This is a genomic window from Trinickia sp. EG282A (assembly GCF_040965455.1).
In the GTDB taxonomy this organism is placed as follows: Bacteria; Pseudomonadota; Gammaproteobacteria; order Burkholderiales; family Burkholderiaceae; genus Trinickia; species Trinickia symbiotica.
Genome location: NZ_JBFRCC010000002.1, coordinates 1,254,524 through 1,279,834, shown reverse-complemented (window position 1 = coordinate 1,279,834; position 25,311 = coordinate 1,254,524). Strand labels below are relative to the sequence as shown.

General features: G+C 63.5%; 22 protein-coding genes and 1 tRNA gene. 12 read left to right on the top strand and 11 right to left on the bottom strand.

From position 1 onward, the window contains the following. Positions 1–15 precede the first annotated feature (15 nt). Positions 16–711, bottom strand: a complete 696-nt coding sequence (locus tag AB4Y31_RS13835) for an ArsR/SmtB family transcription factor (protein WP_368674359.1) — start codon at positions 709–711, stop codon at positions 16–18. 162 nt (positions 712–873) lie between these two features. Between AB4Y31_RS13835 and AB4Y31_RS13830 the strand changes: the two genes are divergently transcribed. The 4 genes from AB4Y31_RS13830 to AB4Y31_RS13815 all read left to right on the top strand — a co-directional run bounded on the left by AB4Y31_RS13830 (position 874) and on the right by AB4Y31_RS13815 (position 3,926). Next, positions 874–1,248, top strand: a complete 375-nt coding sequence (locus AB4Y31_RS13830) for a nuclear transport factor 2 family protein (RefSeq protein ID WP_368674358.1) — start codon at positions 874–876, stop codon at positions 1,246–1,248. 385 nt (positions 1,249–1,633) lie between these two features. Further along, on the top strand, positions 1,634–2,227 hold the full coding sequence (locus AB4Y31_RS13825; protein WP_368674357.1) for a hypothetical protein: 594 nt from the start codon (positions 1,634–1,636) through the stop codon (positions 2,225–2,227). Positions 2,228–2,259: 32 nt separating this feature from the next. Then, entirely contained in the window at positions 2,260–2,847 is a 588-nt protein-coding gene (locus AB4Y31_RS13820; protein WP_368674356.1) for a hypothetical protein, read from the top strand. 548 nt (positions 2,848–3,395) lie between these two features. Further along, on the top strand, positions 3,396–3,926 hold the full coding sequence (locus tag AB4Y31_RS13815) for a hypothetical protein (protein WP_368674355.1): 531 nt from the start codon (positions 3,396–3,398) through the stop codon (positions 3,924–3,926). A 65-nt stretch (positions 3,927–3,991) separates the two neighbouring features. Here the strand turns inward: AB4Y31_RS13815 and AB4Y31_RS13810 are convergent, their stop codons facing one another. Genes AB4Y31_RS13810 through AB4Y31_RS13795 form a run of 4 tightly spaced genes read right to left on the bottom strand, consistent with a single transcriptional unit; the run spans position 3,992 to position 8,614 of the window. After that, positions 3,992–4,492, bottom strand: a complete 501-nt coding sequence (locus tag AB4Y31_RS13810) for a DNA-deoxyinosine glycosylase (protein ID WP_368674354.1) — start codon at positions 4,490–4,492, stop codon at positions 3,992–3,994. Further along, positions 4,489–5,199 (bottom strand): chorismate lyase, encoded by a 711-nt coding sequence (locus tag AB4Y31_RS13805; RefSeq protein ID WP_368674353.1) that lies wholly within the window; start codon positions 5,197–5,199, stop codon positions 4,489–4,491. The genes AB4Y31_RS13810 and AB4Y31_RS13805 overlap by 4 nt, the downstream gene beginning before the upstream one ends. Next, the gene (htpG, locus tag AB4Y31_RS13800; RefSeq protein WP_368674352.1) at positions 5,196–7,088 is read right to left on the bottom strand and encodes a molecular chaperone HtpG; all 1,893 of its coding nucleotides are present in this window, start codon (positions 7,086–7,088) and stop codon (positions 5,196–5,198) included. The genes AB4Y31_RS13805 and htpG overlap by 4 nt, the downstream gene beginning before the upstream one ends. Positions 7,089–7,132: 44 nt before the next feature. Then, positions 7,133–8,614 carry a PLP-dependent aminotransferase family protein gene (locus tag AB4Y31_RS13795; RefSeq protein WP_368674351.1) on the bottom strand — a complete coding sequence of 494 codons (1,482 nt, stop codon included), beginning with the start codon at positions 8,612–8,614 and terminating at the stop codon, positions 7,133–7,135. Positions 8,615–8,748: 134 nt separating this feature from the next. Between AB4Y31_RS13795 and AB4Y31_RS13790 the strand changes: the two genes are divergently transcribed. The 6 genes from AB4Y31_RS13790 to AB4Y31_RS13765 all read left to right on the top strand — a co-directional run bounded on the left by AB4Y31_RS13790 (position 8,749) and on the right by AB4Y31_RS13765 (position 16,706). Then, positions 8,749–9,669: a DMT family transporter gene (locus AB4Y31_RS13790; protein ID WP_020566465.1), complete on the top strand. Its 921-nt coding sequence runs from the start codon at positions 8,749–8,751 to the stop codon at positions 9,667–9,669. A gap of 82 nt (positions 9,670–9,751) precedes the next feature. Next, positions 9,752–10,948, top strand: coding sequence for a PLP-dependent aminotransferase family protein (locus AB4Y31_RS13785; protein WP_368674350.1), 1,197 nt, complete (start codon positions 9,752–9,754; stop codon positions 10,946–10,948). A gap of 104 nt (positions 10,949–11,052) precedes the next feature. Continuing rightward, a complete protein-coding gene (locus AB4Y31_RS13780; protein WP_368674349.1) occupies positions 11,053–11,517 on the top strand; it encodes a RidA family protein in 465 nt (154 codons plus the stop codon). A gap of 12 nt (positions 11,518–11,529) precedes the next feature. Further along, the gene (locus AB4Y31_RS13775) at positions 11,530–12,417 is read left to right on the top strand and encodes a PhzF family phenazine biosynthesis protein (protein WP_368674348.1); all 888 of its coding nucleotides are present in this window, start codon (positions 11,530–11,532) and stop codon (positions 12,415–12,417) included. 600 nt (positions 12,418–13,017) lie between these two features. Further along, positions 13,018–15,375: an EAL domain-containing protein gene (locus AB4Y31_RS13770; RefSeq protein ID WP_368674347.1), complete on the top strand. Its 2,358-nt coding sequence runs from the start codon at positions 13,018–13,020 to the stop codon at positions 15,373–15,375. A 62-nt stretch (positions 15,376–15,437) separates the two neighbouring features. Next, positions 15,438–16,706: a chromate transporter gene (locus tag AB4Y31_RS13765; RefSeq protein WP_368674346.1), complete on the top strand. Its 1,269-nt coding sequence runs from the start codon at positions 15,438–15,440 to the stop codon at positions 16,704–16,706. A 55-nt stretch (positions 16,707–16,761) separates the two neighbouring features. Here the strand turns inward: AB4Y31_RS13765 and AB4Y31_RS13760 are convergent, their stop codons facing one another. From AB4Y31_RS13760 to AB4Y31_RS13745, 4 genes are all read right to left on the bottom strand, one after another. Then, entirely contained in the window at positions 16,762–17,220 is a 459-nt protein-coding gene (locus AB4Y31_RS13760) for a CopD family protein (protein ID WP_368674345.1), read from the bottom strand. Between the two features lie 66 nt (positions 17,221–17,286). Next, a complete protein-coding gene (gene parC / locus AB4Y31_RS13755; protein ID WP_368674344.1) occupies positions 17,287–19,602 on the bottom strand; it encodes a DNA topoisomerase IV subunit A in 2,316 nt (771 codons plus the stop codon). Positions 19,603–19,654: 52 nt separating this feature from the next. Next, a complete protein-coding gene (locus AB4Y31_RS13750) occupies positions 19,655–21,640 on the bottom strand; it encodes a DNA topoisomerase IV subunit B (protein ID WP_018443029.1) in 1,986 nt (661 codons plus the stop codon). A gap of 259 nt (positions 21,641–21,899) precedes the next feature. Continuing rightward, positions 21,900–23,837, bottom strand: coding sequence for an ATP-binding cassette domain-containing protein (locus tag AB4Y31_RS13745; protein WP_368674343.1), 1,938 nt, complete (start codon positions 23,835–23,837; stop codon positions 21,900–21,902). Positions 23,838–24,097: 260 nt separating this feature from the next. Here AB4Y31_RS13745 and AB4Y31_RS13740 point away from each other — a divergent pair, with 260 nt between their 5' ends. Together AB4Y31_RS13740 and AB4Y31_RS13735 are read left to right on the top strand one after the other, a co-directional pair. Continuing rightward, positions 24,098–24,280, top strand: coding sequence for a rubredoxin (locus AB4Y31_RS13740; RefSeq protein ID WP_368674342.1), 183 nt, complete (start codon positions 24,098–24,100; stop codon positions 24,278–24,280). 145 nt (positions 24,281–24,425) lie between these two features. Next, positions 24,426–24,500, top strand: a tRNA-Arg gene (locus AB4Y31_RS13735). Between the two features lie 66 nt (positions 24,501–24,566). Here the strand turns inward: AB4Y31_RS13735 and AB4Y31_RS13730 are convergent. Together AB4Y31_RS13730 and AB4Y31_RS13725 are read right to left on the bottom strand one after the other, a co-directional pair. Continuing rightward, complete coding sequence (locus AB4Y31_RS13730; RefSeq protein WP_368674341.1) at positions 24,567–24,803, bottom strand: hypothetical protein; 237 nt, start codon at positions 24,801–24,803, stop codon at positions 24,567–24,569. After that, positions 24,800–25,261, bottom strand: a complete 462-nt coding sequence (locus AB4Y31_RS13725; RefSeq protein ID WP_368674340.1) for a hypothetical protein — start codon at positions 25,259–25,261, stop codon at positions 24,800–24,802. The genes AB4Y31_RS13730 and AB4Y31_RS13725 overlap by 4 nt, the downstream gene beginning before the upstream one ends. Positions 25,262–25,311 lie beyond the last annotated feature (50 nt).

Sequence of the window (25,311 nt, the reverse complement as noted above, 5' to 3'; positions counted from 1 at the left end):
TGAACGTCGAGATGATCAACCGAGTTCCAGAAGCTTCCGAAACATCTCGTTTCCCTTTGACGTAACACTGACAATGCGAGACTTCGGCGAGCGCACAATCCAGCTTTGATCGACGTAGAGTCGGAGCATGTGCGTTCCCAAGGCGCCGCCCAGATGCGGCTGCCGTTGCGTAAGATCGGCACAAGGCCGTGCAAACACGCGACGCTCTCCCTGCGCCGACGGCAAATCAACGCCAATGGCGCGCAACTGCTCTTCGCCGAGCCGGGTGGCAACCAGCTCGGCGCCCTTGCGTCGCAACCAATGCGCCTTCGTCATCGAGGCGAGTACGCCCACGGCGATTTCCCCTGCCAGGTGGTCATAGCAGGTTCGGGCATACATGAATGCCTCGGTCGGCGAGCGCACCGATCCAAGGCACCGCGGCAGGCCCAACTCCGTTCCCGATGCCAGTGCGGCCATGCTCTCGATCATGCAGGCCACTTCGGTATTGGCAATTCGAAAATAGCGGTGACGCCCTTTTGCTTCGACGCCCAGCAGGCCGCCCGCAACCAGCTTCGTCAAATGCGCACTGGCCGATTGCGCCGATATGCCTGCGTGATAAGCCAGCTCGCCTGCCGGGCGAGCGGATCCGTCAATCAATGTCCACACGATCCTCGTGCGTGCCGCGTCAGCGAGGAGTCTGGCGACCCGTGCAATATTAGGCGTATCGTCCATAGTTCACCGTCCGATGAAACGTTCGAGGACTTGTTTCGCCGATACTAGCACTGTGATCCCGTGCGGAATTGCTCTGCGACCAGGTTGAGCCGTCTGCAGAGGGGCATTGCTGCACGCGATGCAATACATCGCAAATTTCACTCATGCAGGAGGACGCGCAACATGGAAATCAACAGCATTCAGCACGCTTTACAAATCTACTTCGACGTGATGTACGAATGCGACCTGAAAAAATTCGATCAGGTATTTCATCCATCCAGTTCACTATTCACCATGAGAAATGGTGAGTTCAACCTGCGTCCGTTCGCGCAGTATCGTGAAGAGATTGCCGCCCGAACGCCGCCGAAGAGCGTGCAACAACCGCGCATGGACGACATTCTGCAGATCCAGGTGCTGTCATCCGAGATTGCCTTCGCGCAGGTTCGCGTTCGCATCTTTGAGAAGGTCTACGTCGATAACCTCAATCTACTGAAATTCGACCGGAATTGGATGATTGTCGCAAAGATCTTTCACCACGCGGAAACGATCAATCGCTAGCCACGGGCAACACGGCGAGTTGTAGATCGGTTACCACTCAACGACGCGCTACACCTCACAGCCCAGCGTCAACGATGCGACGCTTGGGACTGAGGTGGGCCAGAACCCGCGCCCAGGCAAGCTAAGCCCGCAGCCACTTACGCAACGCTTCCCGCGCCCTCAACTTCTCGGCATAAGGCACAGAGGCATACGCCGGGCTGCTCGACGGCAGCTTGAGAGGTCCACCGACATTCGGCCTCCCGCGGCCAGCCTGCTGCGTCATTCCGCGCGATTCAAGATTCGCGGTTTCGCGCCGATATTCCCAAAAGGGGCCAAATTCGACCCGCCACCGAGACTGCACGCGACCGACACCCATCGGCCGATATTGCTTCCTAGGTCGCTGCGTATGTCGACTCTAACAACACGAGGTAAACCAAACATGCCCAACTTTGTCCGTGCAATCGGCCTGATCGCACCGATTGCGCTGTTATCCGCCTGTTCTTTGGTCGCTCCGCCGTACTCCCCCGCTGTCGACAACATTCAGTCGCTCAAGAACGTCACTACCGCTCACGCGAAAATCGGAGAATTCGAATCTCGCAAAGGCGCCCAAAACCCGTACCCGGTTCCCTTGCGCGCAAATTTGTTGAGGTCCCCGGTTGGAGGGTCATTCGGCGCATACCTTGCCGATGCGATGACGAAGGAATTGATGATGGCCGGCAAGCTCTCGCCGCAAAGCGATGTCGAGATCTCCGCGACCTTATTGCAAAACGACATCGATGTCGGTATCGCAACCGGCGCCGCGAGACTGTCGGCACGGTTCATCGTGACGAGAAGCGGAAGGGTGCGTTATGACCAAGTTAAATCCGCTCGCACACAATGGGATTCCGCGTTCGCCGCAATGATTGCAGTACCGAAAGCGCGCGAAGAATATCCGCTCGCCGTGCAGAAGTTGCTCGGCGAGCTATACGCCGACCCCGCCTTCCTTGAGGCGATTCAATAACAGCACTACTACACGACGAGGAACCCAACACAATGACACTGATTCGAACGATCGCGGCAGCAAGCATAATTGCAGCACTATCGGGCTGTGCGCACGAGATTTCGCTGACCGGCGACGCAAGCAAAATTCCGGCGCTCTCGACATCCCCGCTCAACAAGACAGTGGGTCTCGTCATCACAGACGAACAGATGTCAAAGGAGGTAATTACTCCCGGGGGCGGCGGTGACAAGGTGAGCTATCACCCGTACCACGACCTCGAACTACCCATCTACGTCGGCCTCGGTCATGTTTTCAAGAATGTGACTAAGCTCAAGAGCGCACCGGATGCAGCAACGATTCAGGCCAAGCATCTTGATTACGTCATCACGCCGACAATCACGACCACGTCGTCGTCCCCCAGCCTTGTCACGTGGCCGCCGACGGATTTCTCGGTCACGCTCGCCTGCACCGTGGCGGACCCGAGCGGTCAGACCGTGGTCACCGAGGATGTGACGGGTACCGGTCACGCCGAGTTTAGCCAATTCAAGCACAACCTGGGTCTTGCAGGGCAGCTCGCAACGGCCGATGCGGTGTCCAAACTGCAGTCGGCACTGGCAAACGCCGCCGAGTTGCAAAAATAGCGCATGCAGGCGCGGTTAAAAGAGCGTTGGCAACCGCGCCTCGCATTCCATGCTCGGCAGCGAAGCTAAGCCGACAGCCACTTACGCAACGCCTCCCAAGCCCTCAACTTCTCGGCATAAGGCACAGACGCACTGCGTAGTTTGCCTCAGTTATCAACGCCTATTCCTTTCGTCGCTTCGTCAGGGATCGGCCAAATGCGATTCCTTCCCAGTCGCATAGCGAACGTCTGCTGATGAGCGACCGGGCGCCATTTGGCGGAAGCGATGGCGGCCGACGGTTCGTCGGGCAGGCCAGCTTGATTTTCAAGCGCTGTGTGTGGCGGCGCAGACAGAATTCTGGCCGACGACTCCTGCAATCCGTCCGCTTGCACCACCTGAAGTTGCCTATAAGAAAGACAGAACAGGTGGGAAACATGCTGCAACCGGCCCTCGAACGGCCTATTGGCTATCCACAAAGCACCGTCCGCCTCTCGGGCACAAGTCCCGAGGTGACTTTTTGTCAGTTCAACCCGCCTGCCACGCCACTTCAATCAGTCGGGAGGCACGACATGAAGATGATTGGTTTGCTGACACTACTGGCGAGTGCCGCTGCGCAGGCTCAGGTCACCCTGCCGTTGCCAGCGGCATACCCAACGCTCCTCGGGGTCTCGTGCGGCGGTGTACATGTGGCCAGCTATGTCACGGGATTCGACGCTAACGGGTATATCCACGGCGAGGTCTACGCGTGGACCAGCTGCGGCGGATCGGGGCGCGGCGGCGGCTACCAATTCCATACCTATCAGGCCTGGCACACCATCGTATGGGACCTGCGCCAGAACTACGAGCTGCTGCCTTACGACAACGTGATGCCCGACCCGGCATTCACGGCCACCGATGCATACGGCAATATCATCCTAAACGGCTGTTCCGCTACAACCAATGGACAGCCGGCCTGCGTCGCCAGTGCCTATATCTACTATGTTCCGCCCACGATGCCGCCGATTTCGGGCGCCGTCCCCGTCAACCAGGCGAGTGGGCAATCGCCGCCGCCGGGTCGATCGGCTGTTATGGAGCGTGGCAGTGACGATCGCGGAGACTAACTGAGGGCGGGAACGGGTCGATTGCAGCCGCTCGACCGCTTGAGCGCCGAGTGCTTTAGGCGAAGCTACACCGGTAGCCACTTACGCAACGCTTCCCACGCCCTCAACTTCTCGGAGTAAGGCACAGCCGCATATGCCGGGCTGCTCGATGGCAGTCTGATGAGATCGAGCGATAGGCGGCTTTCCGCCAGCGCTTGCATCCCAATCTTCGCCGCCGTGCCGCCGTTGAACGCGACCGCGACGAGATTCGGCAACGCCGCCACGAGCGCCGCGAGATCGTTCGTCGCGTGATCGCGAATCCGACTGTCGAGGCTTCCTTCCCGCCGCGCCTGCGCGATCACATCCCATAACCCCACGCGATGATCGAGCAGCAACTGCAACCGCGCCTCGTACTCCATGCTCGGCAGCGGCTCTCCGATTACATCGCCAATCAAATGCCAAAACCGGTTCTGCCGATGCGCGTAGTACTGCCCCTGCGCAAGCGAGGCTTCGCCCGGCAGGCTGCCGAGCACGAGCACGCGAGTGTGCTCGTCGACGACCGGTGCAAACGAACGCTTCAGCATCACGATGAATGACGGCGAACCGAATGCGGATGCCGCGCATGCAACGGCCGCGCGAGCCGTCCGCGTCTGTCGTGAGCGGTCGCCGCTGTTTCTCCGGCCAACCGCCGCACGGCAGGTGACGCCCCCCTCTCGCGCGACTTCCGCGCTTCAAGATGCGCCCATAGCGCCGGCAGCATGCACTCCGTCACCATCAGCGGCTTTCCGCGCCGCAGAAACACCGAGCGGCGCGCAAGGAGCCCCTGCGGCGGCTGACCGGCGATCTCGCGACGCGCCAGGTCGAACAGCGGATGCCGCGACGTCAACCGCACGCTGACGAGCGCGGAGCGCGACACGCTGCCATCGTCATAGAGCAGCTCGGCGAGCGGCCTGGAAGAAAGCCGGCGCATCGACTGCCAGACGCCGCGGCTCGCCGCGAGCGGTGCGATGCTGTGCGCCGCGACGAACGGCACCCCCTGCACGAGCAGGACGACCTCGCGCACCCACACCCGTTCGCGCCGCGCGACCCCGAGCGCCGCCCGTTCATCGGCCCATGCGCAGGCAACCGCCTCGCGCGTCACGCGCAACGTGACGCTGCCGAGCGTACGCAAATGCGCCGTCAACGAGCCACCGCGCGTAAGCCAGTCCTTCTGGTCGAACGTGAACGACGGACGCGGCGTGGCACGCCACGCTCCGCGCGCGGCCGCAAGACGCAGCCGTCCTGCACGGATCATCGGGCGAGCAGCAGCGCGTTCGTGCGCTTCACGAAGCTCGCCGGATCCTCGAGCGCACCGCCTTCGGCCAGCATCGCCTGATCGAACAGCAAGTGGCACCAGTCGCCGAAATCGGCGCGCTCCGGCGAGATCGCCTTGACGAGCGCATGGTCGGGGTTCACCTCGAGGATGGGCTTGAACTCGGGCGTGTTTTGCCCCGCCGCCTTCAGCATCCGCTGCAGATAGCCGCTCATCTCGCCCTCATCGGCGACGAGACACGACGGAGAATCGGTCAGGCGAAACGTGAGGCGGACATCCTTCGCCTTGTCCTTGAGCACCTCTTTCATCTTCTCGACGAGCGGCTTCATCGTCTCGTTCATCGCTTCGTGCGCCTTCTTCTCCTCATCGTCGAAGGCGGCGAGATCGAGGTCGCCGCGAGCAACGCTCGCCAGCGGCTTGCCGTCGAACTCGGTGAAGTACGCCAGCGCCCATTCGTCGACGCGATCCGACAGCAGCAACACCTCGATGCCCTTCTTGCGGAACACTTCGAGATGGGGGCTGTTCTTCGCCGCTTGCCAGCTGTCCGCGCTCACGTAGTAGATCTTCGTCTGCTCGGGCTTCATCCGCGCGACGTAGTCGGCGAGCGAAACGGTCTGCTCAGGCGTGTCCGTGTGCGTCGTCGCAAAGCGCGCGAGCTTTGCGATCCGCTCGCGGTTCGCGAAATCCTCGCCGAGCCCTTCCTTCAGCACCTGGCCGAACTCCTTCCAGAACGCGGCATACTTCGCCTTGTCCTCATCGCTCTCGGCGTTCGCGAGTTCCTCGAGCATCGACAGCACGCGCTTCGTCACGCCATCGCGAATCGCTTTCACGTCGCGGCTTTCCTGCAAAATTTCGCGCGAAACGTTGAGCGGAAGGTCGCTCGAATCGACGACCCCCTTGATGAAGCGCAGATACGACGGCAGCAGCTGCTCGGCGTCGTCCATGATGAAGACGCGCTTCACATAGAGCTTGAGCCCGCCGTGGCGCTCGCGGCTCCAGAGATCGAACGGCGCGCGCTTCGGCACATACAGCAACTGGATGTACTCGCTGCGGCCCTCGACGCGATTGTGCGTCCACGAGAGCGGATCCTCGTGATCGTGCGAGATGTGCTGATAGAACTGTTTGTACTGCTCCTCGGTGATCTCACTTTTCGGACGAGTCCATAGCGCGCTCGCCTGGTTGACGGTCTCGTCCTCCTCCTTCTCGACGAGCTCGCCCTTTTCGCTGTCCCACTCCTCTTTCTTCATGAGGATCGGCAGCGCGACGTGATCGGAATATTTGCGGATGATCGAGCGCAACCGGTACCCGGAGAGCAGCTCATCCTCACCTTCGCGCAGATGCAGCGTGATGGTCGTGCCGCGCGCTTTGCGCTCGATGGCCTCAACGGTGAAGTCGCCCTCTCCCGCGCTGACCCAGCGCACGCCTTCGGCGGCCGGCAGTCCGGCGCGGCGCGTCTCGACGGTGATCTTGTCCGCGACGATGAACCCCGAGTAGAAACCGACGCCGAACTGGCCGATCAGCGCCGCGTCCTTTTGCTGATCGCCGGAGAGCTGCGCGAAGAACTCTTTCGTCCCCGAGCGCGCGATCGTCCCGAGGTGCGCGATCGTCTCATCCCGGCTCATGCCAATCCCGTTGTCGTCGACCGTCACGGTCCGCGCGGCCTTATCGAACGAAACCCGAATGCGCAAATTCGGATCGTCCTCGAACAGCTCGCTCTTCGCGATCGCCTCGAATCGCAGCTTGTCCGCCGCGTCCGACGCGTTCGAAATCAGCTCGCGCAGGAAAATCTCCTTGTTGCTGTAGAGCGAATGGATCATCAGTTGCAGAAGCTGCTTCACTTCCGCCTGAAAGCTGAGGGTTTCTTGTGCCATGCTCTCGGTTCCCAATTTTTTCGTGAAAGAGGATTGACCGGCGCTCAACTGGGGACGGCCACCGCCGTTTTCAAGGGCTTCGCGCCGCGCCGGCCATCGAGATAGCCGGCGAGGAATCCAGGCAGCGCCGGATCGCCACAGTTGGCGACGTTAAAGCGCATCCAGCTCGTCGGCGACTGGTGCGGCGAAAAGAGGCTTCCCGGCGCAAGCACGAATCCGGCCTCCTGCCCGGCCGCCGCGAGCGTGTCGGCGTCGACGCCCGTATCGGCCCAGAGGAACATGCCGGCCGCGGGCATCGTGAAGAGCTTCATGCCGGCCGTCTCGAGCATCCGCGCCGCCTTGTCGCGCACGCCGTCGAGCCGCGCGCGCAACCGCTCGACGTGGCGCCGGTAGTGCCCCTCGGTCAGCACCTTGTAGAGCAGCCGCTCGTTGAGCTCGGGTGTCGTCATGCCGACGAGCAGCTTCTGATCGGCAAGCACCCGCGCCATCTCGTGCGAGCATGCCGCGAAGCCGACACGCAAATTGCCGGTCAGGGTCTTCGAAAAGCTCCCGAGGTAGATGACGCGCTTCAATTGGTCGAGGCTTGCAAGGCGCGTAGCGGGGTAGCCCGGCGGCACGAGATCGCCATAGGCGTCGTCTTCCACGATGACGAAGTCGTACTCCTCGGCGAGCCGCAGAATGCGAAATGCCTGCGCGGGCGACACCGATGTTCCCGTCGGGTTGTGCAGCACCGAATTGATCAGAAGCATTTTCGGCCGCCAGGTCGCGACCAGCGCCTCGAGCGCATCGACGTCGGGCCCGGCCGCAGTATAGGGCATGCCGATGAGCCGCGCGCCCTGCGAGGCGAAGCGGCCGAACATCTGGAACCAGGCCGGATCGCCGACGATCACCGTATCGCCCGCCTGCACATAGAGCCGCGCGATCAGATCGATCGCTTGAGTAATGCCGGAGACGAGCACGATCTGCTCGGGCGTTGCCCCGATCTCGAGCTCCGCGAGGCGCGTCTGCAATTGCTGACGCAGCGGCAAAAAGCCCTGCGCCGTACCCATGCCGAGCCACTGCGTGGCGCTTTGGCGGCCGAGCGTGCGCAGCGCGCTCGCCACGAGCTCGCCGTCGAGCCAGCGCGCCGGCAGGTAACCGAGCCCCGGCCCCTTCTCCGGGCTGCTCGTTTGCAGCGTATTGCGCACGAGCCAGGCCACGTCGATCGCGCTGCGGGCCGGCTCGGCGCGCGTCTCCTGCCGGCGCCGCGGATCGGGCGCGCCGATGGCCGAGCGCTCGCGCACGTAAAAGCCCGAGCCTCGCCGCGATTCGATATAGCCCTGCGCGACAAGCCGTTCGTAAGCCTCGACGACGGTAAACCGCGATACGCCCTTGTCCTGCGCGAGCTTGCGGATCGACGGCATGCGCATACCGGGCCTGAAAACGCGCTCGTCGATGCGGCGGCGGGCCCACTGCACGAGCTGATCGACGAGCGTGAGCGACGCGGCGCCGTGCGGAGCGGGAATCAGATCGAGGGGAACGGACATGGCGGCACCATGAACTGTACAGAAAAGTATCGCTGCAATTGTACCGTTACTGTGCTGGCGCGGGCGATTAAAGTGGACGCTGCTTCTTCCTTTCCAACCTCTTTCCAACAGCAACGGTCCGGACTTTCATGAGGATGAATTCGCGCGAATCGCAAGGCATGCTGCTCGGTCTCGTCGGCGTGATCGTCTTCAGCCTGACGCTGCCGATGACGCGCATCGTGGTGCAGGAGTTCCATCCATTGCTCAACGGTCTTGGCCGGGCGCTCGCCGCGTCACTGCCGGCGGGCGCGCTGCTCGCCTGGCGACGCGAGCCATGGCCGACGCGCGCGCAATTGAAGGGCCTTTTCGTCGTCGCGCTGGGTTGCATCGTTGCGTTTCCCGTCTTTTCGGCTTGGGCGATGAAGACCGTCCCGTCGTCACACGGTGCGCTCGTGGTCGGACTGCAGCCGATCTTCGTCGCCCTTTACGCGGCCTGGCTCTCGCACGAGCGGCCATCGCCGGCTTTCTGGGCGAGCGCGGTGGTGGGCAGCGCACTCGTCGTCGCCTACGCGCTTCACGCCGGCGGCGGCGCGCTCGCCCCGGGTGATGCGCTGATGCTCGCGGCGGTGGCGGTCGGCGCACTCGGTTATGCCGAGGGCGCGCGCCTCGCGCGTCAACTGGGCGGATGGCAGGTGATCTGCTGGGCGCTCGTCGTCGCCGCGCCGTTTCTCGTCGTGCCGGTCGGCTGGCTCGGCTGGGAGCAGCATGTTCATCACCCCGGTCCGGTCGCGCTCAAGACTTGGCTCGCGTTCGGCTACGTCGCCCTTTTCTCGCAGTTCATCGGCTTTTTCGCCTGGTATGCGGGCCTCGCGATGGGCGGCACGGCGCGCGTCGGCCAAGTGCAGCTGTTGCAGATCTTTTTCACGATCGCCTTCGCAACGCTCTTTTTCGGCGAGTCGGTCGCGCCGTCCACGTGGCTTTTCGCCGCCGCGGTGATCGCGACCGTACTCATCGGCCGAAAGGCGGCCGTCCGCACGGCAAGCCCTGCTCGCCCGGGCCTGCGACTGGAGCGATAATCGCGGCTTTCGCCAAGCAACGCAGCGGGCCGCTCGCCGATGCGCTTGCCGCCGCTTCCCCAACCGCTATAAGGAGACTTTCATGGATCAAAGCGACTTGCCACAACGCAACTGGCAGCTTTCCGAGCGCGCCCGCAAGCTGACGAGCTCGGCCATCCGCGAGATCCTGAAAGTTACCGAACGGCCCGAGGTCATTTCGTTCGCGGGCGGCTTGCCCGCGCCGTCCACTTTCCCCGCTGAGCGAATCCGCGCGGCCACCGATCGCGTGCTGCGCGAAGCGCCGGCCGCCGCGTTGCAGTACAGCGCCACGGAAGGCTATGCGCCGCTGCGCGAATGGATCGCCGCACGATGCTCGACGGCAGGCGCGACGATCCGCCCATCGCAGGTGCTGATCACGACGGGCTCTCAGCAGGCGCTCGATTTGATCGGCAAGGCGCTCATCGATCCGGCAAGCCCCGTGCTCGTCGAGACGCCGACCTATCTCGGCGCGCTTCAGGCGTTTTCGCTCTGCGAGCCGCGCTACGTGCAGGTGCCGACCGATGACGACGGGCTCATTCCCGAGGCGCTGACTTCAGAGCTCGTGAAAGGTGCGCGGTTGCTTTACGCGCAGCCGAACTTCCAGAATCCAACTGGCCGCCGGCTCACACTCGAGCGGCGTCTGGCGCTCGCCGAATTCGCGAAGAGGAGCGCCTTTCCCGTCGTCGAGGACGACCCGTACGGCGCGCTCGACTACGCAGGCAAGCCGCTTCCGACGTTGCTCTCGATGGCGCCCGACCATATCGTCCATTGCGGCACTTTCTCGAAGATTTTGGCTCCAGGGCTCCGGCTCGGCTACATCGTCGCGCCCGAGGAGCTCCACTACAAACTCGTGCAGGCCAAACAGGCGACCGATCTGCATACGCCGAGCCTCACGCAGCGCATCGTCCACGAAGTGATCAAGGACGGCTTCCTCGACGAGCAAGTGCCCGCCATTCGCGCGCTCTATGTGAGCCAGTGCGAGGCCATGCTCGACGCGCTGGCGCGCCATATGCCCCAGGGGGTGAGCTGGAATCGGCCCGAGGGCGGCATGTTTCTCTGGGTCACCTTGCCGGCAGCCATGGACACGATGCAGTTGCTCGAAGCCGCCATCGCGCATAATGTGGCCTTCGTGCCCGGCGCACCGTTCTTCGCGAATGAAGCCGCATCGAATACGTTGCGACTCTCGTTCGTGACGGTTCCGCCCGCACGCATCGACGAAGGCATCGCTCGCCTTGCCGCGTTGATTCGCGAACGCCTCTGATCGGCGGCGCAACGGCGGCTTTCGCGCTCAGGGCTCCGGTCCGCGCGAAGGCCGCCGAATCGCTTTGCCGGTTATTCAATTCAATGACTTTTCAAGGACATCTCATGGCTCAGCAAAACGTGTACGACAAGCTCAAGTCGCTCGGCATCGAGCTGCCCACGGCACTTACGCCGGCCGCCGCCTATGTCATGTGCGCGCAAACTGGCAACACCGTGTACGTGTCCGGCCACATCGCCAGGAAGGACGGCAAGCCGTGGGTGGGCAAGCTCGGTTCGACGACGACGACGGAAGAGGGCCAAAAGGCCGCCCGCGCGATCGCGATCGATTTGCTTGCCACGCTCCACGCATTCACGGGCGATCTCAATCGCGTGAAGCGGATCGTCAAGGTCATGAGCCTCGTCAATTCGACGCTCGAGTTCACCGAGCAGCACATCGTGACGAACGGCGCGTCGGAATTCTTCGTCGACGTCTTCGGCGAAGCCGGCAAGCACGCACGTTCGGCTTTCGGCGTCGCGCAAATCCCGACCGGCGCGTGCGTCGAAATCGAGCTCATCGCCGAAGTGGCATAAGGGAGAGGCTGGATGCCTTCACGCCAGGTTCGCTTCAAGGAGGTCGACGTGTTTTCAGCGGCGCCCTTCAAGGGCAATCCGCTGGCGGTCGTTTTCGATGCCGACGGGCTCGACACCGATCAGATGCGGGCGATCGCACGATGGACGAATCTCTCGGAGACCACGTTCATCTGCAAGCCGACCGACCCGTCGGCCGATTACCTCGTGCGTATCTTCACGCCGGTCCATGAACTGCCGTTCGCGGGGCATCCGACCCTCGGCACGGCGCACGCGCTCGTTGATAGTGGCTACCGCCCCAAAACGGCGGGCCGTCTCGTGCAGCAGTGCGGCGTCGGTCTCGTGGAAATCGAGGAGCGCGCAGCGGGCGTGCGAGCGTTCAGCGCTCCGCCGGCCCGGCTCACGCCTTTGGCCGAAGCCGATTGGGCCGCATTGAGGGAAGCGCTGGGTACGGAGACGATCGATTTCCACCACATTGCACCGACGTCCGTCGACAATGGCGTGCACTGGCTCATGGTCGGCATCGATTCGCCGGAAACGTGCGTCGCGCTCGCTCCCGATGCCGGCGCGCTCGCCCGCATTGCCGAGCGCACCGGCACCAGCGGGGTCGCCCTGTACGCCTCCCACGGCGAGGGCGGACCCGCGACGCTCGAGGTGCGCTGTATCGTCGTCGAAGGCAACCTCTCCATCTATGAAGACCCTGTGACGGGAAGCGCCAACGCGGGGCTCGCGAGCCTTTTCGCCGCTCATGGGCGCCGCCACGGGGAGCGCTATACGGTGCGGCAGGGCACCGCGCTCGGACGCGACGGTCGCGTCTTCGTCGAATACGACGACACACGCGGCAAAATCTGGATCGGCGGGGCCGCAGCGACGATCGTCGACGGTACGATCCAGCTGCCCTGAATCGGGCGTCTCCTCTACTCGGCCCGTACCGCCGGCTCCGCTCCAATGCGGCCCCCGCCGCGCCCCCGGCGGTCCTTCTTCACAATCACGAGTTGCCACGGCGCCGAGGAATTGCTCTTCAGCGCCGGTGCGCCGCTGCCCAACGTTGAGGCAGTGCCGCCCCAGAAGCAGGCGCTGCCGGGCATGAGCCGGACAAAAAGCGCGTTCCATGAGCAAAAACGCCTCCGGCGCCGGAAACGTGCCCGCCATTGCACACGTTTACCCGATTAAGTCAGGCTATCTAAATTGCTGACCATTCAGTAATATCCTTCTGAAGACTGCCCGCTCCAAACGGGGACTTTCTCCGGGAACCCCCGAGAGGACTTCTTTGAAAAGCCCCGATAGGATGCTCGCGTCGGGGAGCCCCCGCGAGGACTTCATCAGGGAGCCTACGAAAAGGTGCTCCGTCCGGGGCTCGCGGGGTGAGCCGGCGACTGTGGATGTCTTTCACACGGCGCCGCGATCAGCCACGCAGATGCTCGCCATGCAGCCAATGAATGAATCTGCCATGCTAGTAGGACACCCGCTCTCGCTCTCGCCGCTTGCCAGGCCCCGGCCCCGATGAACTTTTCCCGGTCCCATTCCGCCCGTGACGCGCGCACAAGGCACGACCCGGTCGGCTCGCGACGCCGTGCGCTCGTAGCCATCCCGGTGCTCGGCCTGCTCGTGCTCGTGCTGCTATGGACCGTCATCTCGGCGCGCCTTTCAGTGGAGCGCGAGTCGACCTACCGGGAAGCGGCCGCTTCAGCTGCCATTCTTTCCGCCGCGCTGGAGCAGCACACGATCAAGGCGATCCATCAGGTCGACCAGATCACGCGGTTCGTCAAATTCGAGTTCGAGAAAAATCCCGAGCACTTCGACCTGCGCAGCACGGTCGAAAAAGGAGTCGTCCAGAGCGATACGCTCGTCCAAGTCTCGATCATCAATGAGCACGGCACGCTCGTTGCGTCGACGGCCGAGGTGAATCCGGCGCCGATCGACCTCTCCGATCGCGAGCATTTCAAGGTGCACGAGCACGAAAACGACGACCAGCTCTATATCAGCACGCCCGTTCTCGGCCGCGTCTCCCATCAATGGACGCTGCAGATGACGCGCCGCCTGAACCACCTGGACGGCTCGTTCGCCGGGGTCGTCGTCGTATCGGAAAATCCGGGGTATTTCACGAGCGACTTCTACAACAACGCGGCAATCGGCAAGGACGGCGTGATCGCCGTCGTGGCCGACAGCGGAGCCGTGCTCGCGCGCCGCACCGGCGCCGCGCGATCGGCCACCGCGTTTTCGGCAACGGGCGTCTATCCGATCTCCGAGCACGTCTCGGGCACCCAGGTCGACCCGATCGACCGCATCAAGCGCATCGTGTCGTATCGACATATCGACGGCTATCCGATGGGCGTGCTCGTCGGGCTCTCCGAAGCGGAAGAGTTCGCCGACTACCATCACACGCGCAACGTCTATCTGCTGATGGCCGGTTTCATCTCACTCGCGATGCTGGGGTTCTTCGCCGTCGCGACAGGGCTCATCGGCAAGCTGCTCGGCCGCGAGCGGGAGATGACGCATCTCGTCGAATACGATCTGCTGACAGGCCTGCGCAACCGCTACGCCACGCTGCAGAGTCTGCGCCACGACGTAGGCGATCCCGCCAACGTCGGCCGGCTCGCGATCCTCTTCATCGATCTCGACAACTTCAAAACGGTCAACGACACGCTCGGCCACAACGCGGGCGACATCGTGTTGCAGATGACGGCCTCGCGCCTCGCCGATACGGTCGGGAACGCGGGCGTGCTGTCGCGCATCGGCGGCGACGAGTTCGTCGTCGTGCTGAAGGGCGGCGATGTCGAGCGGCAAGCCGTTCAGCTCGCCGAAAGCATGCGCGACGTGTTCGAACAACCGTTCGATGTCCGCGGCACTTCGTTCGTGCTACATGCGAGCATCGGCATCGCACTTTATTCGGTCGCGAGCGAAAGCGAGATCGATCTGCTCAAAAAAGCCGATCTCGCGATGTACAGCGCCAAGGACGCAGGCAAGAACTGCTATCAGTTCTACTCGCCGCATTTGTCGCACCGGGCCGATCACTTGATGCAGTGGGAGCAGCAGCTTCGCGTCGCGCTCACGGAACGCCAGCTCTTCCTCGTCTATCAGCCGAAGATCGATCTTGCGCGACGGTGCATCACGGGCTTCGAAGCGCTCGCGCGCTGGAATCATCCGCAGCAAGGCGTGATCTCGGCGAGCGAGTTCATTCCCGTGGCCGAATCGACCGGCCTTATCGTGCCGATTGGCGATTTCGTCATCGCCGAGGCCTGCAGGCAGCTGGCAGCGTGGCAAAGTCAGGGGCACGAGACGCTAACGCTCGCCGTCAACATTTCCGCGGTGCAGTTTTGGCGCGGCGATCTCTACGAGACGATCGCGCGTGCAATCGAAGAAACAGGGATCGCCGCACACCGGCTCGAGCTCGAGATCACCGAGACCGCCATGATGGAGTACCCCGATCTCGTATCCGAGAAAATCGCGGCGCTCAAGAAACGGCTCGGCGTCAGCATTGCGCTCGACGATTTCGGCACCGGCTACTCGTCGCTTTCCTACCTGAACCGCTTTTCGGTCGATACGCTCAAGGTCGATCGATCGTTCGTGCAGGCCATTCCTGCCGATCGCAGCGTTTGCGTGATGGTGTCGGCCATCGTCAACCTTGCGCGCTCGCTCGGGCTCACGGTTGTCGTAGAAGGGACCGAAACCGAAGAGCAAATCGCGTGGCTGTCCGCGCTCGGTAACATCCAGGCGCAAGGCTTTCTCTTCTCACGCCCAGTCCCGGCCGACGGTATCTCCACGTTGCTCGACCGATTCGGCGTATGTGGAATGCGTGAGCCGCTTGCTGTCTATGGCAGCGGCAGCAGTCAAAAGAGCACGAGCGGACAGTCCGCTTGAAAACATGATCGCGGGGCGCCCGCGACAAAATGTTCGCCGCGCGCCGCGCGAGGATCGAGCCGATGTCCGAGGAAGCAACAACCGAGACCGAACAGGGCAGCGCCGAACGTCGCGCCGCGGCCGCTCCCGAGCAAACGACGCCGAGCGCGGCCGTGCAGCCGCGGCGCGAGCCCCGCTGGGCGCTCTTTCGTTCCATCTTCGCGCTCTCGGCGCTTTCCTGGGGCGGGATCGCGCTGATCGCGCAGCTCGAGCTCCAATATGTCGAGCGGGCGCGCCGCCTGACACGCAGCGAATTCTCCGATCTCGTCGCGCTCGCCTGGATGTCGCCCGGTGCTGTGGGCTGCAATGTCGCCGTGCTCGTCGGTCACGCGCTGGCCGGCGGCGCCGGAGCGTGGATCGCCGGCGCGGCGTCTGTGCTGCCCTTCTTCTGCGCGATGACCGCGTTTGCCGCCTTCTATCACTCGCCGGTCGTTCGCGCATTCGCGACGCCTGCGCTGATCAATCATTTCGCCGTCGTACTGGGCACGCTGATCGCCCTGACCTGGTACCGTCAGGTGCGCACGCTCATGCATTCCCGAATCGAATGGATCGCCGCTGTGCTCGCCTCGGCGGTGCTTCTATTCGCGCAGATAGGCAGCGTGTTCGTGCTGCTGCTCGCCTGCGCCTTCTTTGCCGGCTGGGCGGCGAGCCCTGAGCGCACGGGACGACGGCTGGCGTTCTCGCTCACGCGTCGAGACAAGTTGCTGCTCGCGGCGCTGACAACATTAATCGCGATATTCGCGCTGCCCCTCCCGGCGCACTATCAGTCGCTCCTGGTGCTGCCACGGCTCGCGGGGGCGGCGCTGACGCTCTTCGGCGGCGGGTTTTCCGCGTTGCCGGTGCTGAAGATGCTCTTCGTCGCGCCAGGCGTCGGCGTGACGTTGCGCGACTTCACGCTCGCGTTTGCGCTCTCGCCTGTTTCGCCGGGGCCGCTTCTCAACGTCGTGCCGTTTCTCGGTTACTTGATTCACGGCATGGCGGGGGCCGCCGCCGCCACGCTGGCGTACTTCGTCCCTTCAGGCGCACTGGTGGTATTCGCACGGCGACACTTGCAGCGGCTGGAGACGAATATTCGCTTTGAGCACGGGATGCGCGTGCTGCGGGCCGCGACGACGGCATTTCTCGTCGCCGCCGTCGCGCACGTCTATAGACACGTGCCGTTCACGGGCCCCGCTCTCGGCACCGCGTTGTTCTCGCTGATCGCGCTTGCCCGGTTCAAGATGCCCGTCTATGCGGTCTATTTGATCGTGGCGATCATCTACACCGCGTCGACAGCGCTCTCGCCCCGATGAAGCGCGCGCAGACAGAGCTCCCGCAAAGTGAGATGAGCCGACGGATGCCTCGCGATCAAAAGCCGCGCGAATAGACGGCCGCGCCGATGGTGACGACGGCAAGGACGAGATTGATCGACACGAGCCTCCGCATCGTGTCGACGGCCCGGGCCCCGTCGGGCCACTTCTGCGCCTGCACCGCACGCCGGATGCGTGGAAAGACCGCGAAGCGCAGGTGCCCAAAGTTCAGCATCATCAGGACGCCGAGCACCGCCATCAGCGTCAACGGCCAGGGTGCATGACTGCCGCCGAAGCGCGCCATCATGAAGCCACCCGAGAGCAGAATCGCGATCACGGCGACGCCGACCCAGGTCAGGAATCGCCCGAACACCGCTTCGATCAGCGGCAGCCGCAACTGCGGCGATACGTCCGCGAGCGACGGGCGCAGACAAAACTGCGCGAAGATCATCCCGCCGACCCAAACCGCGACGGCGGCGAGATGTAGAAACAACGCAACGTTCATGGCGATCGACATCAGGCGTCTCTCCGAAATTTAGGTGTCCGAACGAACGATACCGCTGCCGGGATGCGGCGAGCCGTATCAGCCGAGCGCCGGCCGCAATGCGCTCACTTTGAGCCGCGTATCGGGTGCGCGGCCGCGACGCGCGCGCTTGCCGACGTGCGGCTCGAGCGCGGCACCCGCGAACGTCTCCTCCTGCGGCTTGCCGCCGCGCCCCGTGCCGAGCAGCATCAGTCCGGCCGCACCGAACGCGAGCGCCTGCACGAGCGTCTCCTTTTCGTCGAGCATCATGAGCGTGATGCCGCGCCCGCCGCCTGTCAGCGTCTTCATCTCGTCGATTCCGAACACGAGCAGACGTCCCGAGCTGGACAGGCAGGCCACCTGGACGGCATCGGGTACCACGGGCATCGGCGCGAGCGGCGCGGCGCCCGCGTCGATCGTCATGAACGACTTGCCCGCCTTCACGCGGCTTACCATGTCGCTCACTCTGGCGATGAACCCGAAGCCGTTGCTCGATGCCAGCAAAAGCGGCTGCTCGGCATTCGCCGCATAGTAGTGGAGCAAGTGCGTGCCCGCTTCGAGCTCGATGAGCGAAGTCACGGGCACGCCGTCGCCGCGCCCACCCGGCAGCATCGCGACGGCAACCGAGTAGACGCGTCCCGAGCTGCCCCAGGCGATCAGCGTATCGGGCGTGCGGCACTGGAACGCCGCATAGAGGCTGTCGCCGTCCTTGAACGAAAAGCCCGCCGGATCGAGCCCATGTCCCTTGAGCGCGCGCACCCAGCCGCGCTGCGAAACGACGACGGTCACCGGCTCGTCGACGACGCGCGCTTCGAACGTCGCGCGCTTTTCCTGCTGAATCAGCGTGCGGCGCTCGTCGCCATACTGCTTCGCATCGGCTTCGATTTCCTTGATGATCTGTCGCTTCATCACCGTATCGCTCGCCAACAGTTCCTCGAGCTTCGCCTTCTCGTCGCGCAGCGACTGCAGTTCCTTCTCGATCTTGATCTTCTCGAGCCGCGCGAGTTGGCGCAGCCGGATCTCGAGAATGTCTTCGGCCTGACGGTCGGAGAGACCGAACGCCGCGATGAGCGCCTGCTTCGGCTCCTCGGATTCGCGAATGATGCGGATGACCTCGTCGAGATTGAGGAAGACGATCATCCGCCCTTCGAGGATATGGATGCGATCGTCGACCTTCGTCAGGCGATGACGCGTGCGCCGCGTGACGGTCGCGAAACGGAACCCCACCCATTCCCGCAGGATTTCGGTCAAGCCCTTTTGCTTCGGCCGCCCGTCCCCACCGATCATGACTAGGTTCAGCGGCGCGTTCGATTCGAGGCTCGTATGCGCGAGCAGCGAGTTCGCGAACTCGGTCTGATCGATGCGACTCGTCTTGGGCTCGAAGACGAGCCGCACCGGCGCATCCTTGCCCGATTCGTCGCGCACCGTGTCGACGAGCGCGAGCACCGTTTGCTTGAGCGTCAACTGCTCCGGTGTCAGCGTCTTCTTGCCGAGCTTCACTTTCGGGTTCGTCAGTTCCTCGATTTCCTCGAGCACCTTCTGTCCCGACGTATTCGGCGGCAACTCGGTGACGACGAGTTGCCACTGGCCGCGCGCGAGTTCTTCGATCTTCCAGCGCGCCCGTACCTTGAGGCTCCCGCGTCCTGTCTCGTAGGCCGCCGCGATCTCGGCGGGACTCGAGATGATTTGACCGCCGCCCGGAAAATCAGGGCCCGGCAGGTGCTCCATCAATTCGGCGTGCGAAATGTTCGGATGCCGAATCATCGCGACGGCCGCTGCGGCGACTTCGCGCAGGTTGTGCGAGGGAATCTCCGTGGCGAGGCCGACCGCGATGCCCGACGCGCCGTTCAGCAGCAGGAAAGGCAAGCGCGCCGGCAAAAGCTTCGGCTCCTGAAAGGAGCCGTCGTAGTTCGGCATGAAGTCGACCGTGCCTTCGTCGATTTCATCGAGCAAAAGCCGCGCGATCGGAGTGAGCCGTGCCTCGGTGTAACGCATCGCCGCCGCGCCATCGCCATCGCGCGAGCCGAAATTGCCTTGGCCGTCGATGAGCGGATAGCGCATCGAAAAATCCTGCGCAAGGCGCACGAGCGCGTCGTAGGCCGATTGGTCGCCGTGCGGATGGTACTTGCCGAGCACATCGCCGACGACGCGCGCCGACTTCACCGGCTTGGCATCGGCGGCGAGGCCCATTTCGTTCATCGCATAGAGGATGCGCCGCTGTACGGGCTTCTGGCCGTCGCTCACGTCGGGCAGCGCGCGGCCTTTCACGACGCTCACCGCGTAGTCGAGATAGGCCCGCTCGGCATAGTGACCGAGCGTCAGGGATTCGCCGTCGGGCACAACGGCCGGGGCGAACAAATCGTCTTGTTGAGCCATCGAAAATGGTGTCCGTATTCAGGAGGAGCGTGTTCGGCCGTGGCCATTCGCTTCAAATGTCGGCTTCGACCTCGTTGCCCTTCTCTTCGAGCCAGCTGCGGCGCGCGGCCGCTTCGCCCTTGCCCATCAGCATTGTCATGCGCGAGACCGTCGAATCGTAATCGAGCTCGCCGAGCGCGACGGGCATGAGGCGCCGCGTGTCGGGATTCATCGTCGTATCCCAGAGCTGCTCGGCGCTCATTTCGCCGAGCCCCTTGAAGCGGCTGATCGACCACTGGGATTCGCGCACGCCGTCTTTCCTCAGCTTGTCGAGGATGGCCTCCAGCTCGCCTTCGTCGAGCGCATAGAGCTTTTGCGCGGGTTTCTTCCCGCGCGCCGGCGCGTCGACGCGAAAGAGCGGCGGCCGCGCCACGTAGACGTTGCCGCGCTCGATGAGCTGCGGGAAATGCTTGAAGAACAGCGTGAGCAGCAGCACCTGGATGTGGGCGCCGTCGACGTCCGCGTCCGACAGGATGCAGATCTTGCCGTATCGCAAGTTCGAGAGATCGACCTCGTCGTCAGGGTTGTGCGGATCGACGCCGATCGCCACCGAGATGTCGTGCACCTCATTGTTGGCAAAGAGCCGGTCGCGCTCCGTCTCCCATGTATTGAGCACCTTGCCGCGCAACGGCAAGATCGCCTGGTACTCCTTGTCGCGACCCATTTTCGCCGAGCCGCCGGCCGAATCGCCTTCGACGAGAAAGAGCTCATTGCGCGAAATGTCGGTCGACTCGCAATCGGTCAGCTTGCCCGGCAGGACGGCCACGCCCGAGCTCTTGCGCTTTTCGATCTTCTGACCCGCGCGCGTGCGCGCCTGGGCCTGCTTGATGACGAGCTCGGCCAGCTTCCTGCCGTGCTCGACATGATGATTGAGCCAGAGCTCGAGAGCGGGTTTGACATACGAAGAGATGAGCTTGACGGCGTCGCGGCTGTTGAGCCTTTCCTTGATCTGCCCTTGGAATTGCGGATCGAGCACCTTGGCCGACAGCACGAACGACACCCGCGCGAACACGTCTTCGGCGAGCAGCTTCACGCCCTTCGGCTGCAGGTTGTGCAGTTCGACGAAGCTCTTGACGGCCTGAAAGAGCCCGTCGCGCAGGCCCGCTTCGTGCGTCCCGCCTGCCGGCGTCGGAATCAGGTTGACGTAAGACTCGCGCGTGAGCGGGCCTTCCTCGCTCCAGGCGACGACCCATGCCGCGCCTTCACCTTCGGCGAACGCGTCTTCGGTCGTGCGCGCGCTTTCCGCATATCGCTCGCCCTCGAAGAGCGGGATCAAGAGATCGCTGCCGGCCATGCCTTCGAGCAGATAGCCGCGCAAGCCGTCCTCATACTTCCAGCTCTGACGCTCGCCCGTCTTCTCGATCACGAGCGTCACTTCCACGCCAGGCAAAAGCACCGCCTTCGAACGCAAGAGGCGTTGCAACTCGCCGAGCGGCACGTTCGACGAATCGAAATACTTCGGGTCGGGCAGCGCCGTGACGCGCGTGCCCGAGCGCTTTTCGCCCTTTTCGGCCGCGCGGACTTCGAGAGGACCCACGACATCGCCATGCGCAAAGCCGATCCGGGCGACCTTGCCGTCGCGCCAGACTGTCACGTCGAGCCTCGACGAAAGCGCGTTCGTCACCGAAACGCCGACGCCGTGCAGGCCGCCGGAGAATGTGTAAGCGCCGCCCGCCGCCTTGTCGAACTTGCCGCCCGCATGCAGGCGTGTGTACACGATTTCGATGACGGGCACGCCCTCGTCGGGGTGCAGGCCGAACGGAATGCCACGGCCGTCGTCCTCTACCGAGACCGAGTGATCGGCGTGCAGCGTCACCGTGATCTGTCGACCGTAGCCGCCGAGCGCCTCGTCGGACGAGTTGTCGATGACTTCCTGAATGATGTGCAGCGGATTCTCGGTGCGCGTATACATGCCGGGCCGCTGCTTGACCGGCTCCAGGCCTTTCAACACCTTGATCGACGCCTCGCTGTACGCGGCGCTTGGCTTTTTCGTGGGCATCGTGTCGTTAAGTCATCGTTGTCCACAGCGGCTGTGGATATCCGCGTGGACAATACGTTGAAAGATCAAAAAAAACGAATCGGAACAAAGGGTGCGACGGGCGTGCCTGCGCAACGGGCGAATCAGGCGAAGCCAAGCCGAGCCGCGCCCTGGCGTCGCGGGAAACGCGGCGTATTTTACTTTGTTCGACGTGCGGAGCAATTCGGCTCAACGGTCAGGTGGCCCGGCCCCGAATGTCGTCGAGCCGCTCGTTTCGCGCTCATTTGCGCTTCGCCTCCAGCTCCTCCCATCGCTCGAGGACAGCCATGAGCTCGTCATCGATGGCGGCATAGCGTTCGGTCAGGCGGGCGCCCTCGCGCGCGTCCTTCGCAAAGATGGAGCCGTCCTCGAGCTGCGCGCCGATCGCCTTTTGCTCGGCCTCGAGCGCCGCGATCTTCTCGGGCAGCGCTTCCAGCTCGCGCTGTTCCTTGTAAGAAAGCTTCGCGGCGCGTTGAGCGGCGCGGCCCGCCGCGGCCTCTTGCGCTTGCGCCGCGCGCGGCGGCGCGGATGGCGCGCGCGCCGCGGCCGCTTCCTCGGCGAGCCGGGTCGCGCGCTCGTGCTGCGTCTGCCAGTCCGTGAAGCCGCCGACGTATTCGCGCCATCGCCCACCGCCTTCCGAGGCGATGACCGAAGTGACGACGTTGTCGAGGAACGCCCGATCATGGCTGACGAGCAGCACCGTCCCGTCGTAATCGCCGAGCAATTCCTCGAGCAGCTCCAGCGTCGGGATGTCGAGATCGTTCGTCGGCTCGTCGAGCACGAGCACGTTCGCGGGACGCGCGAAGAGCCGCGCGAGCAGCAGTCGATTGCGCTCGCCGCCCGAAAGCGACTTCACGGGCGAACGCGCGCGCTCCGGCGCGAACAGGAAATCGCCGAGATAGCTCATGACGTGCTTGCGCGCGCCGTTGATCTCGATCCAGTCGCTGCCGGGGCTGATCGTGTCGGCGAGACTCTTTTCCTGATCGAGTTGCGCGCGCATCTGATCGAAGTAGGCCACTTGCAGATTCGTTCCGACGCGCACCGTGCCCTCATCGGGCGCGATTTCGCCGAGGATCAGCTTCAGCAGCGTCGTCTTGCCGGCGCCGTTGGGACCGACGAAGCCGATCTTGTCGCCGCGCATCACCGTCGTCGAAAAGCGATCGACGATCGTGCGCTCGCCGTAGCGCTTCGTCACGTCGACGAGCTCCGCGACGATCTTGCCCGAGCGCTCGCCCTGCCCCACGTCGAGCTTCACGTTGCCTTGCACGTTGCGCCGCTCGGCGCGCTCCCGGCGCATCTGGACGAGCCGCGCGATGCGCCCGACGCTGCGCGTGCGGCGTGCCTCGACGCCCTTTCGGATCCACACCTCCTCTTGCGCGAGCAGCTTGTCGAACTTCTCGTTCTCGACTCGCTCCACTTCTAGCTGCTGCGCCTTGCGTGTCTGATAGGCCGAGAAGTTTCCCGGATACGACAGGAGATTGCCGCGATCGAGCTCGACGATGCGCGTCGCGACGCGATCGAGAAACGCGCGATCGTGCGTGATGAAAAAGAGTCCAGCGCGCGCCCCGACGAGCAGATCCTCGAGCCAGCGAATGCCGTCGAAGTCGAGATGGTTGGTCGGCTCGTCGAGCAGCAGCACGTCAGGATCGACGACGAGCGCACGAGCGAGTGCGACGCGCTTTTGCATGCCGCCCGACAACGCGCCGACGCGCGCGTCGCCATCGAGGCTCAACTGCGCGAGCGTCGTTGCCACGCGCGTGCGCCAGTTCCAGGCGTTCGTGACATCGAGCCTCGACTGCAATGCATTCATGCGCGCGAGCAGGGTGTCGTGCGCGGCGCCCTCGGGAGTGGCCGCGAGCTCGTGGGCAACCGCATCGTATTCGTCGAGCGCCGCGCGCGCTTCATCGAGCCCGGCCGCCACTGCGTCGAAGACAGTCATGTCGGGGGCGAACTCCGGCTCCTGCGGCACATAGACGGTCGACAGGTTCTGCTGGCGTGAGACGAGCCCATCGTCGGGCTGCATGAGGCCCGCGACGATCTTCAGAAGCGACGATTTGCCGGCGCCGTTGCGGCCGATGAGCCCGACGCGTTCCCCCGCCTCGAGCGAGAAATCGGCGTGGTCGAGCAGCGCGACGTGCCCGAAGGCGAGCTGGGCATCGGCGATGGAATAAAGCGACATGGAAAAGCGCTGCCTGAAAAAATCCGAAAGCCCGATTGTACGGCCATACGGAATGGCGCTTCGGCACCGACGCTCGGGTAAAATGGCGCGCCGCGTGCGCCGCGCGATCAATCGCCACGCATGTTGGGCATCAGCCGGGGGGGTTCCCGGCCGGCATGAAAGCGCTCGACGCAGTCGAGGATGCGACGATTGGACCGATCGAGGATGCGGCTCGAAGCCGCTATCGTATCGATTTTCGAGATAGAGAAAGGTGGTTTGCGGTGAGTGAAGTAGTCGAGTACAAGAGTTGGGTTTGCCTGATCTGCGGCTGGATTTACAACGAAGAGGAAGGGCTTCCCGACGAAGGCATCGCGGCGGGCACGCGTTTCGCCGACATCCCCGACGACTGGCGCTGCCCACTTTGTGACGTGAGCAAGAGCGAATTCAGCGTCGTGGAGTTTTGAGCGCGTCCGGCGAGCGGTGGGTGCGCGAGCAACAGTAGCCGTCGTCGAACGTCGCGCCGATGCGCGGGTAAGCGTCCGTGGCATGTTTGCTATACTCTGGCCGCATCGGCACGTTCAAGCGGCGCCACGCGCCCTATCCGGTCCTCTCCCCGTAGTTCAATGGATAGAACAAGCGCCTCCTAAGCGCTAGATACAGGTTCGATTCCTGTCGGGGGGACCAAAGAAAGTCTCAGCCGCCGGCCAAAAGGCAAAACGCCCCCGTGCTCGCCAGGGTGCCCGCGGTTCGTCACTTTTGGCGCTTTCCATCGTCGCCTGCCTTCCGTCTCATATTCGGGTCAATGCCGTTCTCCCGAAGAATCTTTCGAAGGCGCGCGACTTCGAACCATAGCGCTGCAACCATGACCGTATTAACGATCGAGTAAAAGCGGTCGCTCCCGAGCCAATGCGTGAAAAACCATGCAGAAGTGACAAAGACCAGGCCGGTTAGCAACAGCAATCCGCGGTCAATCAACCATTTCATCATTTCGCCCCAGATGGTGCGGTCGCATGAACACGATACACGGCCCGCCACGGCAACGGCTTGAATACTTCTGGGTGGTGGGCAAGCAAGAGTGTGATTGACGCAGGCAGCGGCAAGCCGACACTCATGAGCTTCTGATGTAAGCGCGCCGATGCGGCCGCACCCGACTTGCACGCGTAGGCCTCGTCTGTTGCGACGAGCAAGCTGCCAAGTACGGCGCCGAGGTAGTAGGAGACGTAGTACGCTCCTGCGACAGAAAGGATTTCGGTTAGCTTCCCAGCACCGATCAGTTCACGAATCGTCACCTTCATTCCGAACGATTTCACAAAGCCGGTTAGCACAGTGATCGTCCCGAGCGCTTTCTCCTGGGTCGCGAACAGACCGGTCGGCACTTGCAGGCCGAGCGCTTCCATATTGGCTTTGAATGCGGGATAAAACCCCGCCACACAGTTTTGGCCCATATGCTCTCTCTCATGTTTTTTATCTGACTGCCGCCGACGTTCTTTACTGC

What these genes read in the sequence shown, in the direction of transcription:
- AB4Y31_RS13835 (WP_368674359.1), bottom strand. Translation starts at nt 711, where the DNA reads ATGGACGATACGCCTAATATTGCACGGGTCGCCAGACTCCTCGCTGAC.
- AB4Y31_RS13830 (WP_368674358.1), top strand. Translation starts at nt 874, where the DNA reads ATGGAAATCAACAGCATTCAGCACGCTTTACAAATCTACTTCGACGTG.
- AB4Y31_RS13825 (WP_368674357.1), top strand. Translation starts at nt 1,634, where the DNA reads ATGTCGACTCTAACAACACGAGGTAAACCAAACATGCCCAACTTTGTC.
- AB4Y31_RS13820 (WP_368674356.1), top strand. Translation starts at nt 2,260, where the DNA reads ATGACACTGATTCGAACGATCGCGGCAGCAAGCATAATTGCAGCACTA.
- AB4Y31_RS13815 (WP_368674355.1), top strand. Translation starts at nt 3,396, where the DNA reads ATGAAGATGATTGGTTTGCTGACACTACTGGCGAGTGCCGCTGCGCAG.
- AB4Y31_RS13805 (WP_368674353.1), bottom strand. Translation starts at nt 5,199, where the DNA reads ATGATCCGTGCAGGACGGCTGCGTCTTGCGGCCGCGCGCGGAGCGTGG.
- htpG (WP_368674352.1), bottom strand. Translation starts at nt 7,088, where the DNA reads ATGGCACAAGAAACCCTCAGCTTTCAGGCGGAAGTGAAGCAGCTTCTG.
- AB4Y31_RS13795 (WP_368674351.1), bottom strand. Translation starts at nt 8,614, where the DNA reads ATGTCCGTTCCCCTCGATCTGATTCCCGCTCCGCACGGCGCCGCGTCG.
- AB4Y31_RS13790 (WP_020566465.1), top strand. Translation starts at nt 8,749, where the DNA reads ATGAATTCGCGCGAATCGCAAGGCATGCTGCTCGGTCTCGTCGGCGTG.
- AB4Y31_RS13785 (WP_368674350.1), top strand. Translation starts at nt 9,752, where the DNA reads ATGGATCAAAGCGACTTGCCACAACGCAACTGGCAGCTTTCCGAGCGC.
- AB4Y31_RS13780 (WP_368674349.1), top strand. Translation starts at nt 11,053, where the DNA reads ATGGCTCAGCAAAACGTGTACGACAAGCTCAAGTCGCTCGGCATCGAG.
- AB4Y31_RS13775 (WP_368674348.1), top strand. Translation starts at nt 11,530, where the DNA reads ATGCCTTCACGCCAGGTTCGCTTCAAGGAGGTCGACGTGTTTTCAGCG.
- AB4Y31_RS13770 (WP_368674347.1), top strand. Translation starts at nt 13,018, where the DNA reads ATGAACTTTTCCCGGTCCCATTCCGCCCGTGACGCGCGCACAAGGCAC.
- AB4Y31_RS13765 (WP_368674346.1), top strand. Translation starts at nt 15,438, where the DNA reads ATGTCCGAGGAAGCAACAACCGAGACCGAACAGGGCAGCGCCGAACGT.
- AB4Y31_RS13760 (WP_368674345.1), bottom strand. Translation starts at nt 17,220, where the DNA reads ATGTCGATCGCCATGAACGTTGCGTTGTTTCTACATCTCGCCGCCGTC.
- parC (WP_368674344.1), bottom strand. Translation starts at nt 19,602, where the DNA reads ATGGCTCAACAAGACGATTTGTTCGCCCCGGCCGTTGTGCCCGACGGC.
- AB4Y31_RS13750 (WP_018443029.1), bottom strand. Translation starts at nt 21,640, where the DNA reads ATGCCCACGAAAAAGCCAAGCGCCGCGTACAGCGAGGCGTCGATCAAG.
- AB4Y31_RS13745 (WP_368674343.1), bottom strand. Translation starts at nt 23,837, where the DNA reads ATGTCGCTTTATTCCATCGCCGATGCCCAGCTCGCCTTCGGGCACGTC.
- AB4Y31_RS13730 (WP_368674341.1), bottom strand. Translation starts at nt 24,803, where the DNA reads ATGATGAAATGGTTGATTGACCGCGGATTGCTGTTGCTAACCGGCCTG.
- AB4Y31_RS13725 (WP_368674340.1), bottom strand. Translation starts at nt 25,261, where the DNA reads ATGGGCCAAAACTGTGTGGCGGGGTTTTATCCCGCATTCAAAGCCAAT.